Consider the following 13,594-nt stretch of genomic DNA (forward strand, 5'->3'; position numbering starts at 1 on the left):
CTAGAGCTTAAGTTCGTCCGGTCGCATGTTGAGGCTGCGCTCGACAATGGCGATCGGGTCGGATCGGAGTACACGGTATATCCGCAAGATGTATTCACCAATGATGCCCAACAGAAACGCATTGAGCCCGATGCCGAACAACACCATCACTTGGATGCTCACAAAACCACGCGGAAGATCAGGTTGAAGCAAACGCAGGGTCACGTAGTACAAGGCGCCGATCAGGCTGCCCGCCAAGATCACAATGCCCAGGAAAGATGCCATGCGAAGAGGCACCGTCGAATGATTGAATACCGCGGTCAGCCCGAGCCGCATCAGCCGCCTCACGTCGAACTTGCTCTCGCCTGCGGTCCTCGCGTCGCGGTCATAGACGATGCCGGTCTGGTTGAAACCGAGGCCGGCGATCATGCCGCGCAGGTAGGGGTTGGCCGTGCGGAACCTGGCGATGGCCTCGATCACCGCACGATCGACCAGCCGGAAGTCGCCGACGTCGCGCGGAATCGGATGCTCGCTGACCTTGTCGATCACCCAGTAGCCGCACTTGCGGATCAGGTTGAGCATCCAACCTTCGGGCCGCTTGCGCCGGATGCCGTAGACCACATGAAAGCCCTGCTGCCACAGCGCGAAGAACTGCTCCAGCATCTCCGGCGGATCCTGCAGGTCGGCATCGATCTGCATGACCGCGTCGCCCCGCGCATGAAGATAGTTGGCGAGGATCGAACTCTGGAAGCCGAAGTTGCGCGAGAAGCGCATCGCACGCACGCGCGGGTCGGCAGCAGCGAGCTTGACCAGCATTGGCCAGGTTTCGTCGTCCGAGTGGTTGTCGGTGAAGACGAATTCGATGTCGCAGCGGTCCCCCATGCGATCGGCCAGGGCCGCGAGCCGCGTATAGAGCATGTCGATATTGCCGGCCTCGTTGAGGACCGGGATCGCGATCGAAACAAGCGGTCGGCGCGTAGGCACCTGCGTGGAGTCGTCGTTCATTCTTGGTCTGGTGAATCAGCCAGCACGGCCTGTACGTAGGCCGTCACGCCCTGCAGCGTCGGACGGAATTGGACTTGTCTGATCGCAGGCGGGCGCTGCAGCACGGTCGCGTAGTTGTCGTCGAGCGGCTCGGGGCGCGCGCCGATGCGCAGGAGGTCGGCACGTTCCATCGAAGTGAAGACACGCGTTGCCAATTCGCGCAGCGTGCAGGGTTCGCCGTGACTCAACGCCGTGACGCCGTTCGTGCCGGCTGCGAGCACGGCATGTATCGCGGCCACGTCATCATCCACATGGTGGTATTCGCGCAGTTGGCGGCCCGGGGACATCTCGAATGGGCGCCGTTCGCGGAGCGCGCTGCAGAGCTGGCCGAGGAACATGAAGGGTGCGGGCTCGCCGCCGCCGTAGAGCGTATGAAGTTGCAGGTGCATGACGGCGTCACCCGCCGCGGCGCGTTCTGCCGCGAGACGACCCAATTCGGCCTTCGTGGCAATGTAAGCATTGGGGTGCTCGAGCAGCCGCTCCATCACCGTGCCGAAGGTCACCACGCGCAGCCCCGCGGCGCAGGCGCCTTCGATGACGCGGGTGGGTAGTTCGACGTTGACACGCAGGTGCTCGGCACGGGGCAACGCCGGATCCAACAGGCCGGCCACGACCAGCACCACCGACCCGGGCGCTGCGGTCTCGAAGAAGCGGCCGATCGATGCGCCTGCGTCGACTTGCCACCAGTTCTTATAGACCTCGCGGTCCAGCGCCATGATCTCGTCCTGCGGGCGCGATGCGCAGATTGCGCGCCCGAGCCTGCCGCGCCCACCTATCACGTAGATCATGCGGCGATGTCCTTGCGCCAGGCGTCGATCTGCCCGAGCGTGAACGCTTTCGCGGTGTCGGGCGCCGCGTAGTAGTTGCGATACCAGGCCGCCGTCTCTTGGATCACCCGTTGCGTATCCCAGGCGGGCTGCCAGCCGAGCAGGTTGCGCGCCAGCGAACTGTCGAGCGCGAGTGCGCCAGCTTCCGGCAGCGGGTTGTCCATGAACTCCAGTTCCGGGCGTTGCCACTCGCTGCTCATGAGTTCGAGGACCTCGCGAACGGGGTAGTGCTTGAGCTCCTGCGGCCCGAGGTTCCATGCGCGCGCGAAATCCTGAGGCCGCGGGCCCAGCAGCTTCGCCATCAGCAGCAGATAGCCGTGCACGAGAGCCAGGACGTGCTGCCAGGGTCGCGTGGCTTCGGGATAGCGCAGCGTGAGCTGGGTGCCGTTGACCACGCTGCGCACGAAATCGGGAATGAGTCGGTCTTCCGACCAATCCCCGCCTCCGACGATGTTGCCGCCACGCGCGGTCGCGATGGCCGGCCCCTTGCCCTCGGCGAAAGGATAGGACGCCGCATAGCTCTGGATCACCATCTCGGCTGCCGCCTTCGAGGCGCTGTAGGGATCCTTGCCACCGAGCGGGTCGTTCTCGCGATACGGCCACGGCCATTCGTTGTTGCGGTAGACCTTGTCTGTGGTCACGCAGACCACGCCGCGCACGCTGCCTATGCTGCGCGCCGCTTCTAGCACGTGGGCCGTGCCCTGCGCGTTGACCTGGAAAGTCCAGAGCGGCTCGCGGTAAGAGCGCCGCACGAGCGGCTGCGCGGCCAGGTGCAGCACGAGTTCCGGCTCGAACTTGCGCATTGCATCCAGAAGCGGTTCGTACTCACAAATATCACCGAGCGTGCTGGCGTGCATCCCGGCTTCGACGACCGCTGCGGCGAAGAGGGATGGCGTGGTGTCAGCGGGCAACGAGTACCCCGCGACTTTGGCACCTAGCGATTGCAGCCAGAGGCAGGCCCATCCACCGGTGAAGCCGGTATGGCCCGTAACGAAGACTTTGCGGCCCTTGAGCGCCGCTTCGAAATCCTTCACCATCGTCATTCGAACAGTTCCGCGTCATCCAGCGTCGAAGCCTGCTGGTCTTTCGCCGACAGCTGGGGCGCCACACCGGTATCCGGCCACTGGATGTCGAGGCGCTGGTCGTCCCATCGGATCGCCCGCTCATGTGCCGGAGCATAGTAGTCGGTCGTCTTGTACAAAAAATCCGCCGTCTCGCTCAAGACAAGGAACGCGTGTGCAAACCCTACAGGCACCCACAGCTGCTTGTGGTTCTCTTCGTTGAGTTCAACACCAACCCATTTGCCGAACGTCGGCGAAGACTTGCGGATATCAACTGCGACATCGAAAACGGCGCCGCGCACGACGCGGACCAACTTCCCTTGCGGCTGTTGAATCTGGTAATGCAGGCCGCGCAGTACACCCCTGGCCGACCTTGAATGATTGTCCTGCACGAAGTCGACGTGTTTGCCGATCGCCTCGTCAAAAGCCTTCTGATTGAAGCTCTCGAAAAAGAAGCCCCGGACATCCCCGAACACCTTGGGTTCGATGATGAGCACTTCTGGAATTGCAGTCGGCGTGAGTTTCACGAACGTACCTCGTCCATCAAAAGGTGGTTCAGGTACTTGCCGTAGCCGCTCTTCTCCAGCGGCGCGGCCAGCCGGGCGAGTTGCTCGCGGTCGATGAAGCCGTGGCGCCATGCGATCTCTTCCGGGCAAGCGATCTTGAGCCCCTGCCGATGTTCGAGCGTCGCGATGAACTGGCCGGCTTCCAGCAGGCTTTCATGCGTGCCGGTATCGAGCCAGGCGTAGCCGCGCTGCATGATCTGGACATTCAGTTGATGGAGGTCCAGATAGGCCTGATTGACCGCAGTGATCTCGAGCTCCCCGCGCCCGCTCGGCTTGACTGCCTTGGCAATATCGACCACCTGGTTGTCGTAGAAATAAAGCCCGGTGACCGCATAGCTGCTCTTGGGCTTGGCAGGCTTTTCCTCGATGCTGCTCGCCTTCCCCTTCGCATCGAACGCCACCACGCCGTAGCGCTCCGGGTCATGCACGTGATAGGCGAACACCGTCGCGCCCGCGTCCTTCGCATCGGCATCCGCCAGCAGGTGGACGAGGTCATGCCCGTAGAAGATGTTGTCGCCCAGCACCAGCGCGCTCGGCGCGTTGCCGACGAACTTGTCGCCGATGATGAAGGCCTGCGCCAGGCCATCGGGGCTCGGTTGCACGGCGTATTGCAGGTTGATGCCCCACTGGCTGCCGTCGCCCAGCAACTGCTGGAAGCGCGGCGTGTCCTGCGGCGTGCTGATGATCAGGATGTCGCGCATGCCGCCGAGCATCAGCGTGCTCAACGGGTAATAGATCATCGGCTTGTCATAGACGGGCAGGAGCTGCTTGCTCATCGCCAGGGTGGCCGGATGGAGACGGGTGCCGGAGCCGCCGGCCAGGATGATGCCTTTGCGTTGCGTCATGTGTTCTTCTTTGTGCGTGGTCAGAGCGTTTCGCGCAGCATGCGCGCGACACCGGCTTGCCAGTCCGGCAGGCTCAAGCCGAAGGTCGATTGAAGCTTGGCGGTGTTCAACCGGGAGTTGCGCGGCCGCGTCGCCGGTGTCGGAAAGGCAGTCGTCGGGACGGGATCGACCGACGCCGGCGTCGCCTTGAGTTCGACGCCCGCCTGCGCCGCCTGCGCGAGTACGAAGCGCGCATAGCCGTGCCACGTCGTCTCGCCGCCGGCCACGACGTGATACAGGCCCGCTTTGCCAGGATCGCGCAGCGTGTCGCGGATCGCGTGCGCCGTGACATCGGCCAGCAGCTCGGCGCCTGTCGGCGCGCCGAACTGGTCGTCGATCACCGTGAGCCGGTCGCGCTCCTTCGCCAGCCGCAGCATGGTCTTGGCGAAATTGCCGCCACGTGCCGCGTAGACCCAGCTGGTGCGAAAGATCAGGTGCCGGGCACAGTGCTGCGCCACCAACTGCTCGCCTTCGAGCTTGGTGCGGCCATACACGCTGAGCGGCCCCGTCGGGTCGTCTTCCCGCCAGGGCTTGCTGCCGCTGCCGTCGAAGACATAGTCGGTCGAATAGTGGACCATCAGCGCGCCGATCTGCTGCGCGGCCCGCGCGACCACGCCCGGCGACGTCGCGTTGAGCTTGCGGGCGAGCTCGGGCTCGCTTTCGGCCTTGTCGACGGCTGTGTGGGCGGCGGAATTGACGATCACGTCCGGCCGCACCTTCAGCACCGTCTCGGCCAGTTGTTCGGGCCGGCTGAAGTCGGCATGCAGATCGGTGCTGTCGTGATGCAGCGCCACCAGCTCGCCCAGCGGCGCCAGGCTGCGCTGCAACTCCCAGCCCACCTGCCCGCCCTTGCCGAGCAGCAGCAGCTTCATGCCGCCGCCTTTGCGGGCGCAGCGTCGTACTGCTTCTGCACCCATTCGCGGTAGGCCCCGCTCTGCACGTTGGCCACCCACTCGCCGTTGGCCAGGTACCACTCGACGGTCTTGCGGATGCCGGTGTCGAAGGTCTCGGCCGGCTTCCAGCCGAGCTCGCGCTCAAGCTTGCGCGCATCGATCGCGTAGCGGCGGTCATGGCCGGGGCGGTCGGTGACGTAGCTGATCTGCTCGCGGTAGCTCTTGCCGTCGGCGCGCGGGCGCAGCCCGTCGAGCAGCGCGCAGACCGTGTTGACGATCTCGATGTTGGGCTTCTCGTTCCAGCCGCCGACGTTGTAGGTCTCGCCGAGACGGCCGGCTTCGAGCACACGGCGGATCGCGCTGCAATGGTCCTTGACGTAGAGCCAGTCGCGCACCTGCATGCCGTCGCCGTACACCGGCAGCGCCTTGCCTGCCAGCGCGTTGACGATCATCAGCGGGATCAGCTTCTCCGGGAAATGGAAGGGGCCGTAGTTGTTCGAGCAGTTGGTCGTCAGCACCGGCAGGCCATAGGTGTGGTGCCAGGCGCGCACCAGATGGTCGCTGGCGGCCTTGCTGGCCGAGTAGGGGCTGTTGGGCTCGTACTTGTTCTCTTCGGTGAAGGCCGGGTCGGTGGCCGAGAGCGAACCGTAGACCTCGTCGGTCGAGACGTGCAGGAAGCGAAAGGCCGATTTCTGCTCCGCAGGCAGGGCACCCCAGTAGCCCCGGACCGACTCGAGCAGCCGGAAGGTGCCGAGCACGTTGGTCTGGACGAAGTCTTCCGGGCCATGGATCGAACGGTCGACGTGCGACTCGGCAGCGAAGTTGACCACGGCACGCGGCTTGTGCTCGGCCAGCAGCCGGTCGACCTGGGCGCTGTCGCCGATGTCGCCCTGCACGAAGACATGCCTCGGATTGCCCTTGAGGGACGCCAGCGTCTCGAGGTTGCCTGCGTAGGTCAGCTTGTCCAGGTTGACCACGGCTTCGTCGCCTTGGGCAACCCAGTCGAGAACGAAATTGGCGCCGATGAAGCCGGCGCCCCCGGTTACCAGGATCATGGGGGTCCCTCTTTGTTGTCGAATGTCAAATGTCGCCTACCGGCGCTCGAACCGCGGATTATCCCATCCGGGGAATGTGTCAATTCGCAGATAGAACTTAGGCTCTAACCTCGAAGCGGCAACCCGGGCTAGAGTCTCGGTGCAACCTCAAGGAACCCCCATGCCGACCGAAGACGACGACAAACCCGCAGACCGCATCAAGGATTCCGCCCAGCAGATCTGGCTGGCCGGCCTCGGTGCCTTCGCCAAGATGCAGCAGGAAGGCAGCAAGGCCTTCGAGGCGCTCGTGAAGGACGGCGCGGGCGTGCAGAAGAAGACCCAGCAGGCCGCCGAAGAAACGCTGGCCCAGGCGCAGGCGCGAATGGCCGGCTTCGCCAGCGAGTTCGGCAGCAAGGCCGCAGGCGGCTGGGGCAAGCTGGAGAACATCTTCGAAGAGCGCGTCGCACGCGCCCTGGCGAAGCTCGGGGTGCCGTCGGCCCAGGAAGTCGCGGCATTGCAGGCCCGGGTGGAAGCGCTCGAAGCGCAACTGAAGCGCCGCAGCAGCGCGGCCGCGCCCCCGGCCGCCGCAGCACGCAAGACCGCGGCGCGCAAGACCCCGGATGCCACCAAGCCTTCGCGGCGGCATCCGGCAGGCGGCGGCGGTTGACGCCCTCCTGATCCGAAGCGGCGCGTCCCGGCGCCGCCGTCGGCGGGCGCCGCCCCCTCCCCCGCGCCGGCGAACTTGCGCTAGAGTGGTCCCCACGAGACACACCGGGGCTACGACATGGCCAAGAAAGCGCCACGCCGCACTGCGCAACGCATCCTCGAAGCCGCACTTGAGCTGTTCAACCGGTTCGGGGAGCCGAACGTCTCGACCACGCTGATCGCCGGCGAGCTCAACATCAGCCCCGGCAACCTCTACTACCACTACCCCGCCAAGGACGAGCTGATCAACCGGCTCTACCAAGGCTACGAGACCGAGCTGCTCGAACTGCTGCATGCCAGCGAAGGCGTGCACGACGTCGAGGACGCCTGGTTCTTCATGCACAGCCTGTTCGAGCTGATCTGGCGCTATCGCTTCCTCTACCGCGACCTGAACGACCTGCTGAGCAAGAACCGGCACCTCGAGGCCCAGTTCCAGATGGTGCTCAAGAACAAGGCCCGCGCCATCCGCGCCCTGATCGCCGGCCTGGGCCATGCCGGCCACCTGGACATCGATGCGCGCGAGGTCGACACGCTGGCGCAGAGCATGGTGGTGGTGCTGACCTACTGGCTCAGCTACGAATACGTGCGCAACCCGCGCGAGGCGCTGGAGCCCGGGCATGCCCAGGGCGCCCTGATGCGCGGCGCCCATCACACGCTGCACCTGCTGGCGCCCTATCTGGCCGTCGAGCAGCGCCGGCATCTGCTGACCCTCAGCAGCGCGTATGCTGGCGAAGATCAATCCGCGACGGCCTGAAATTTCATCCTTCGAATGAATCCACCCGAACCGCTCTCGCTGCTGTCGCCCGGAGATACGGAAGCCGCGGGGCAATGGACCCGGCTTCCCTACCGCGACGGGCCTCGCTTCAGCGCCTGCGACCTGCATCGGCATTGGGAGCGGCTGCATGCCGGCCAGGGCCTCCCGCCGCCCGCGCAGGGCCCGCTGGCCGAGGGCTGGGCGCTCTATCACAGCGGTGAATTCGAAGCGGCCGCGGCGCTTGGCCTGGCGCACGCCCCCAACGGCCTCGCGCTCGCCAACCAGGCGACCGCCATCTACGCCAACTACCTCGAGCCGCGGGAATCCGTGCGGCTGGCGTTGTTCAAGCAGGTGGCCGAACGCGCCACCGCACAAATCGCGGCCGACCCCGACAACTGCCAGGCGCTCTATTGGCAGGCCTATGCGCTGGGGCGCTACAGCCAGGGCATCAGCGTGGCTCGGGCCCTGGCGCAGGGCCTGGGGACCAAGGTCAAGGCCGCGCTCGAGCACGTGATCGAGCTGCGGCCGCACCATGCCGATGCCCACATCGCACTGGCCGCCTTTCACGCCGAGGTGATCGACAAGGTCGGCTCGCTGGTGGCGCGCATGACCTACGGGGCGCGGGCCGACACCGCGGTGGCGCTGTTCGAGCGCGGGCTCCAGCTCAACCCCCATTCGGCCAGCGCGCTGATCGAATACGCCCGCGGCCTGCTGATGCTGCACGGCGATTCGCGCCTGGCCGAGGCCACCCGGCTCTACGAAAAGGCGGCCCACCTCGAACCGGCCGACGCCCGGGAGCGGCTCGATGTCGAACTGGCGCGAGCCGGGATGAGCGATTGACTTATCTCAACGATGCCGTCACTTAAGATGACGCTTTGTTCTCTTCACGCATCCGTCCTTCATGTACGACCTGAACGCCCTGTTCGAATCCGCCCAAGCCAATTCCAAGCTGCTCGCGGAGCGCCCCGACAACCCCACCCTGCTCAAGATCTACGGCCTGTTCAAGCAGGCCACGGCCGGCGACAACGCCGAAAAGAAGCCCAGCTTCAGCGACATCGTGGCCCGCGCCAAGTGGGATGCCTGGACCGCGCGCAAGGGCCTCGGCGCCGACGAGGCGAAGCAGCAGTACGTCGACCTGATCGAATCGTTGAAATAGGCTCGCCCCCAGGTTGGGCTCACTGCGTGTAGCCCGCCCACCCCCGACCGGGGGCAACACCGGCGGCCCGGCGAAGCCGGTTCCGCGGTGTTTCACCAACGGGCCTGGCTGCCCCGGCCGGGGTCCATCCGGTCAACGATTCGCTGCAAGCGGTGAAGCGGTTGGGGCCGGTGATTTCAACGTTTGCCGGCGCTCCGATTTCGGCAACTCCGCCAGCCGCTTGACCGCCGCGTAGAAACGCGGCCAGTCCTCGCCTTCACGCTCGAACAGGGCCTCGAAGCCCGGCACCAGTTCGTCGTAGGCGGCCTGGGCGCCGAACATCGCGTTGTTGGCGCGCGCCACCCAACCGTCGTAGGCGCCTTGGCGCGGGCCGGTCCAGCCGGCACGCAGCAGCGCATAGCGCTGACGGAAGTCGGCCATCACGGCGGCCTTCCTGGCATCGACTGCAGGCCAGTCCTGCGCCTTGGCTTCGGCCGAGTTGTAGACCGCGTCCAGTGCGCGCCGCGTGTCGGCCGTCTGCGCCCGGAACTGCTGGCGCCGGGCATCGAATTGCGCGTAGTCGAGCCGGGCCGCCTCGCTCGCCCGGGTCTGCAGCCAGCGCGCGCCGCCGATGCGCTCCACGGCCGTGGCGAAGGACTCGTTGAACATGGTGTCGTCGGGCACGTACAGCACCTGGTGCGCGAGTTCGTGGAACACCAGGCGCGCCAGTTCGCCCTCCGGATAGCCGATGAAGGTCGACAGCAGCGGATCGCCGCCGGCCCAGTTCATCCAGCCCAGGGTCGAGTACGCCGGCACCGGGTAGACCGCGGTTTCCAGGCCCTGCCCTTGCTGGGCGGCGGCCTCGGCGCTGGCGGCCGCCTCGTCGTAGTAGCCGCGGTAGCCGACGCAGCCGGCGACCGGAAAGCACCAGGTCTTGAGCGTGAGCGAATGCGGCGGCGCGGCCACCACGTTCCAGATCGCGGCACTGCGGTGCAGGTCGGCATACGACTTGTAGCTGGCGTTGTCGGGCAGGCCGAGTTCGGCCACCGCGAACTGGCGGATGCGCTGGGTGAGCGCCAGCTTGGCCTTGAGCGCCTCGGAGGTCGCTGGGTCTTCCAGCCATTCCGGCACCGGGCGGGCCGCCCGCATGAGGCCCAGGTGGCCGCTGGCCGATTGCCAGTAGTAGCCGAGGTCGGCGCAGCCCGCCAGCAGCGCGGCGGCCGCGAGCACCGCCAGCGCCGCCGCACCGCGCCGGCCCGGCCTCATGACGCGACCGGTTCGGTGACGGCTTCGACCTCGACCAGGCAGTCGTAGAAGGTCGGCCCGCGACCGATGTCCGTCAGCCGCTGGCTGGTGAGCTGGTTGACGTTGGTGCCGTCCAGGCCGAGCTTGCGCCACCAGATGCCCAGGCCGTGCACCACGCCCGGCCGGGCACGGCGCGAGATCTCGGCGCGGCAGCGGTGCTCGCCACGCTGGTTGAAGATGCGCACCGTGGCGCCGTCGGCAATGCCGCGCGCCGCCGCGTCGGCCTCGTGGATCTCGAGCAGCGGCTCGCCCTCGATCGCGCGCAGGCTGCGCACGTTGACGAAGGTGGAGTTGAGGAAGTTGCGCGCCGGCGGCGAGATCATGGCCAGGGGGAAGGCGGTCGAACTGCCGGCCGGCTCGTAGTTGGGCAGGTGGTCTGGCAGGCCGTCCTGGCCCATCGCCGCCAGCCGCTCGCTGAAGAATTCGCAGCGCCCGGAGGGCGTCGGGAAGTTGCCTTCGGCAAAAGGCGCATCGGGCAGCTTCAGCGTCGCGAAGCCCTGCGCCTGCAGCGCGCCGAAATCGACCACGTCGGCGGCGAAGGCGCTGCGGCAGATCGTCTCGTCGTCGTCGCTGAAGCAGGGCTCGTCGAAGCCCATGCGCCGCGCCAGTTCGCGAAACACCCAGGTGTTGCTGCGGGCCTGGCCGCGCGGCGCGATGGCCGGCCGGTTCAACAGGATGTCGGTGTGGCCGTAGCTGGCGTGGATGTCCCAATGCTCGAGCTGCGTGGTGGCCGGCAACACGTAGTCGGCATAGTCGGCGGTGTCGGTCTGGAACTGCTCGAGCACCACAGTGAACAGGTCTTCGCGCGCGAAGCCCGCCACCACCTTGCCCGATTCGGGTGCCACCGCCACCGGATTGCTGTTGTAGACGATCAGGGCCTCGATCGGATTCGCGGTGTCGGCCAGCGCGTCGCCGATCGCGCTCATGTTGATGGTGCGCGGGCGGCGCCCCGCCAGCAGGTCGGGCCGCTGCAAGGCCGCGCGGTCGACGGGGAAAAGGCCCGAGCTGCTCAGCAGCAGGCCGCCTGCGCGCTCCCGCCAGGCGCCGACCAGCGCCGGCAGGCAGGCCACGGCGCGCGCCGCGTTGCCGCCACCGCGCACGCGCTGCATGCCGTAGTTGAGCCGGATCGCGGCCGGCCTGGTCGTGCCGTAGGCCTGCGCCAGCGCCACGATCTGCGCCTCGGGCACGCCGCACACCGCGGCCGCGCGGGCCGGCGGCCATTGGAGCGCGCGCGCGCGCAGTGGGTCCCAGCCGACGGTATGGCGCTCGATGTAGTCGTGATCGAGCCAGTCATGGACGATCAGCTCGTGCATCAGCGCCAGCGCCAGCGCGGCATCGGTGCCGGGCAGCAGCGCCACGTGCTCGTCGCACTTGTCGGCGGTCTCGGTCTTGCGCGGGTCGATGCACACCAGCCGCGCGCCGGCGCGCTTGGCGGCCTGGGCGTGGCGCCAGAAGTGCAGGTTGCTCGCGATCGAGTTGCTGCCCCAGATCAGGATCAGCCTGGCCTCGGCGAAAAACTCGACCCGCATGCCCACCTTGCCGCCCAGCGTAAGACTTAGGGCTTCACCACCAGCGGTCGAGCAGATCGTGCGGTCCAGCAGCGACGCGCCGAGCTTGTGGAAAAAACGACGGTCCATCGATTCGCCCTGCACGAGACCCATCGTTCCCGCGTAGCTGTAGGGCACAATCTTTTCGGCGTTGTTACCTTTAAGTACATTTAGTCGCGCCGCGATGTCATCGAGCGCCGCGTCCCAGCTCACCGGTTCGAAGCGGCCGCTGCCCTTGGGCCCCGAGCGCTTCAAGGGCTGGACCAGGCGCTCGGCGTGGTCGTTGCGTTCGATGTAGCGCGAGACCTTGGTGCAGAGCACGCCGGCGGTGTGTCGATGCGCGGGGTTGCCCTGCAGCTTGACGGCCACGCCGTCCTGTACGGTGGTCACGAAGGCGCAGGTGTCGGGGCAGTCGTGCGGGCAGGCGCCGAGCACCTGGGTCACGGCGTGGGAGGGAGTGGGGGAAGTCATGATTCGACCTGGGCGAAGACCAACCGGCGAGTCTAGTTTGTACACAGCGAACACGCGCGAAGGGGTTTTCACGATGATCAACCGCAGGCACTTTTCGATCGTCACCGGCGCAGCGGCGCTGGGAGGCGTCCACTTCGCGCGGGCTCAGAGCGAGTCGCCGATCATCCTGGGCCAGTCGGCGCCCTTCACCGGGCCGGCCGCCCAGCTGGGCATCCAGTTCCATGACGGTGCCAAGCTCTTTCTCGACCAATACAACGCGCAGTCGGGCCACCGCGCCGTGCAGATCAAGTTCCTGGACGACGGCTACGAGCCCGATCGCTGCGCCGCCAACACGAAGAAGCTGATCGACGACGATGCCTTCGCGCTGTTCGGCTACATCGGCACGCCGACCAGCCTGGCGGCGCTGCCGCTGGCGGTGAATGCCAAGATCCCGTTCATCGCGCCTTTCACCGGTGCGATGGCGCTGCGCGAGCCCTTCCAGAAGAACGTCTTCCACCTGCGCGCCTCCTACAACGACGAGACGGCGCTGATCGTCAAGCAGCTCACCCATCTCGGCCTCAAGAAGATCGCGGTCTTCTATCAGAACGACGCCTACGGCAGGGCCGGCCTCGATGGCGTGACGCTGGCGCTGGGCCAGCTCGACCTGAAGCCGGCCGCGCTGGCGACGGTCGAACGCAACTCGGTGGACGTGGCCGCCGCGGTCAATACCATCGCCGCGGCCAAGCCGGACGCGGTGGTCCAGGTCAGTGCCTACAAGTCGTGCGCGGCCTTCATCCGCGAAGCGCGCAAGGCGGGCTATGGCGGCACCTTCTTCAACGTCTCCTTCGTCGGCACGCAGGCGCTGTCGGACGAGCTCGGCAAGGACGGTGCCGGCGTGGTCGTGACCCAGGTCGTGCCCTCGCCCTACAACGCGGCCAACGGCATCACGCGCGAGTTCAACGACGCGCTGCGCAAGGGCGGCGGCAATACCAAGGCCAACTTCTCGAGCCTGGAGGGCTACCTGGCCGCCAAGGTGCTGGTCGAAGGCCTGCGCCGAGCGCCGGGCAAGGCGACGCGCGAGGGGCTGATCGCCGGCCTCGAAAGCATCGACCGTCAGCAGTTCGGCGGCTTCGAGGTGTCCTTCTCGCCACGCAACCACGTGGCCTCGAAGTTCGTCGAGCTGTCGATGATCACCGGCGACGGCCGGATAAGGACGTAGCTCGCCCCCAGGTCGGGCTCACTTCGTGTAGCCCTCCCACCCCCTACCGGGGGCGCAGTCAGCGGCCCGGCGAAGCCGGTTCCGCGACTGCCCACGAACAGGCGCGCTGCGCGCAGCCGTAGAAAAACCACAGCGCCGATTGCTTTGGCCGGCGCAGCCAGGCCCGTTGGTGAAACACCGCGGAACCGGCT

The 13,594-nt window shown here is 66.8% G+C and carries 14 protein-coding genes; 5 read left to right on the forward strand and 9 right to left on the reverse strand.

What is annotated here, in order from left to right; translation table 11 throughout:
- From AC1D2E_RS23135 to rfbB, 7 genes are read right to left on the reverse strand one after another with little or no spacing between them, the layout of a single operon-like run.
- Positions 1-984 carry a glycosyltransferase family 2 protein gene (locus tag AC1D2E_RS23135; RefSeq protein ID WP_478170998.1) on the reverse strand — a complete coding sequence of 328 codons (984 nt, stop codon included), beginning with the start codon at positions 982-984 and terminating at the stop codon, positions 1-3.
- A complete protein-coding gene (locus tag AC1D2E_RS23140; protein ID WP_478199569.1) occupies positions 981-1,811 on the reverse strand; it encodes an NAD-dependent epimerase/dehydratase family protein in 831 nt (276 codons plus the stop codon). The genes AC1D2E_RS23135 and AC1D2E_RS23140 overlap by 4 nt, the downstream gene beginning before the upstream one ends.
- A complete protein-coding gene (rfbG, locus tag AC1D2E_RS23145) occupies positions 1,808-2,893 on the reverse strand; it encodes a CDP-glucose 4,6-dehydratase (protein WP_478199570.1) in 1,086 nt (361 codons plus the stop codon). Before rfbG ends, AC1D2E_RS23140 begins: the two co-directional genes overlap by 4 nt.
- The gene (rfbC, locus tag AC1D2E_RS23150; RefSeq protein WP_478199571.1) at positions 2,890-3,438 is read right to left on the reverse strand and encodes a dTDP-4-dehydrorhamnose 3,5-epimerase; all 549 of its coding nucleotides are present in this window, start codon (positions 3,436-3,438) and stop codon (positions 2,890-2,892) included. Before rfbC ends, rfbG begins: the two co-directional genes overlap by 4 nt.
- On the reverse strand, positions 3,435-4,322 hold the full coding sequence (gene rfbA, locus AC1D2E_RS23155) for a glucose-1-phosphate thymidylyltransferase RfbA (protein ID WP_478199572.1): 888 nt from the start codon (positions 4,320-4,322) through the stop codon (positions 3,435-3,437). The genes rfbC and rfbA overlap by 4 nt, the downstream gene beginning before the upstream one ends.
- Positions 4,323-4,342: 20 nt before the next feature.
- Positions 4,343-5,233: a dTDP-4-dehydrorhamnose reductase gene (gene rfbD / locus AC1D2E_RS23160; RefSeq protein ID WP_478199573.1), complete on the reverse strand. Its 891-nt coding sequence runs from the start codon at positions 5,231-5,233 to the stop codon at positions 4,343-4,345.
- Complete coding sequence (gene rfbB / locus AC1D2E_RS23165; RefSeq protein ID WP_478199574.1) at positions 5,230-6,309, reverse strand: dTDP-glucose 4,6-dehydratase; 1,080 nt, start codon at positions 6,307-6,309, stop codon at positions 5,230-5,232. The genes rfbD and rfbB overlap by 4 nt, the downstream gene beginning before the upstream one ends.
- A 160-nt stretch (positions 6,310-6,469) precedes the next feature.
- Between rfbB and AC1D2E_RS23170 the strand changes: the two genes are divergently transcribed.
- The 4 genes from AC1D2E_RS23170 (at position 6,470) to AC1D2E_RS23185 (ending at position 8,903) form a co-directional block, all read left to right on the forward strand.
- Entirely contained in the window at positions 6,470-6,955 is a 486-nt protein-coding gene (locus AC1D2E_RS23170; protein ID WP_478199575.1) for a phasin family protein, read from the forward strand.
- Between the two features lie 117 nt (positions 6,956-7,072).
- Positions 7,073-7,747 carry a TetR/AcrR family transcriptional regulator gene (locus AC1D2E_RS23175; protein ID WP_478199576.1) on the forward strand — a complete coding sequence of 225 codons (675 nt, stop codon included), beginning with the start codon at positions 7,073-7,075 and terminating at the stop codon, positions 7,745-7,747.
- A gap of 15 nt (positions 7,748-7,762) precedes the next feature.
- Positions 7,763-8,587: a hypothetical protein gene (locus AC1D2E_RS23180; RefSeq protein ID WP_478199577.1), complete on the forward strand. Its 825-nt coding sequence runs from the start codon at positions 7,763-7,765 to the stop codon at positions 8,585-8,587.
- A 61-nt stretch (positions 8,588-8,648) separates the two neighbouring features.
- A complete protein-coding gene (locus AC1D2E_RS23185) occupies positions 8,649-8,903 on the forward strand; it encodes an acyl-CoA-binding protein (protein ID WP_478199578.1) in 255 nt (84 codons plus the stop codon).
- 132 nt (positions 8,904-9,035) lie between these two features.
- Here AC1D2E_RS23185 and AC1D2E_RS23190 read toward each other — a convergent pair whose 3' ends face one another.
- Positions 9,036-10,148 carry an aminopeptidase gene (locus AC1D2E_RS23190; RefSeq protein ID WP_478199579.1) on the reverse strand — a complete coding sequence of 371 codons (1,113 nt, stop codon included), beginning with the start codon at positions 10,146-10,148 and terminating at the stop codon, positions 9,036-9,038.
- Complete coding sequence (locus AC1D2E_RS23195) at positions 10,145-12,205, reverse strand: molybdopterin-containing oxidoreductase family protein (protein ID WP_478199580.1); 2,061 nt, start codon at positions 12,203-12,205, stop codon at positions 10,145-10,147. The genes AC1D2E_RS23190 and AC1D2E_RS23195 overlap by 4 nt, the downstream gene beginning before the upstream one ends.
- Before the next feature lie 73 nt (positions 12,206-12,278).
- On the opposite strand from AC1D2E_RS23195, the gene AC1D2E_RS23200 reads away from it, so the two are divergent.
- On the forward strand, positions 12,279-13,403 hold the full coding sequence (locus AC1D2E_RS23200) for an ABC transporter substrate-binding protein (protein WP_478199581.1): 1,125 nt from the start codon (positions 12,279-12,281) through the stop codon (positions 13,401-13,403).
- The last annotated feature ends 191 nt before the right edge of the window (positions 13,404-13,594 follow it).

The sequence above is a fragment of the Variovorax sp. P1_H2 genome (assembly GCF_056405295.1).